At 47.0% G+C, this 1,005-nt stretch carries 1 protein-coding gene; it reads right to left on the minus strand.

The annotated features are described in order from the left end of the window. Positions 1-1,005: elongation factor Tu (tuf, locus tag KIT90_RS27760; protein WP_285379776.1), on the minus strand; the 1,005-nt coding region annotated here is incomplete at both ends.

Consider the following 1,005-nt stretch of genomic DNA (forward strand, 5'->3'; position numbering starts at 1 on the left):
GAGCGATTAGCTCAACTTGCATTTGGATGTTGTCGCCTGGCATTACCATTTCTACGCCTTCTGGTAGAGAGATGTCACCAGTTACGTCAGTTGTACGGAAGTAGAACTGTGGACGGTAGCCTTTGAAGAATGGAGTGTGACGACCACCTTCATCTTTAGAAAGTACGTATACTTCTGACTCGAACTTAGTGTGTGGAGTGATTGAACCAGGCTTAGCTAGTACTTGACCACGTTCAACTTCGTCACGCTTAGTACCACGTAGAAGTGCACCAACGTTCTCACCAGCACGACCTTCGTCAAGAAGCTTACGGAACATTTCAACACCAGTACATGTAGTAGTAGTAGTGTCTTTGATACCTACGATAGCAACTTCGTCACCTACGTTTAGGATACCACGTTCGATACGGCCAGTTACTACTGTACCACGACCTTGGATTGAGAATACGTCTTCGATAGGCATTAGGAATGGCATATCTACTGCACGCTCTGGCTCAGGGATGTATGAATCTAGCGCTTCTGCTAGTTCAACAATCTTAGCTTCCCATTGCTCTTCGCCGTTTAGTGCGCCTAGAGCTGAACCTTGGATAACTGGTAGGTCATCACCTGGGAAATCGTACTCAGATAGAAGTTCACGAACTTCCATTTCTACTAGTTCTAGTAGCTCTTCATCGTCAACCATGTCACATTTGTTCATGAATACGATGATGTATGGGATACCAACCTGACGGCCTAGTAGGATGTGCTCACGAGTTTGTGGCATTGGACCATCTGTCGCAGCAACAACTAGGATACCACCGTCCATCTGTGCAGCACCAGTGATCATGTTTTTAACATAATCCGCGTGTCCTGGACAGTCTACGTGTGCGTAGTGGCGAGTTGGAGTGTCGTACTCTACGTGAGAAGTAGCGATTGTGATACCGCGCTCACGCTCTTCTGGAGCGTTATCGATAGATGCGAAGTCACGAGCAGCACCGCCGTATACTTTAGCAAGTGTTGTACAGATAG

The organism is Vibrio sp. B172a (assembly GCF_030248355.1).
GTDB classification, from domain to species: Bacteria; Pseudomonadota; Gammaproteobacteria; order Enterobacterales; family Vibrionaceae; genus Vibrio; species Vibrio owensii.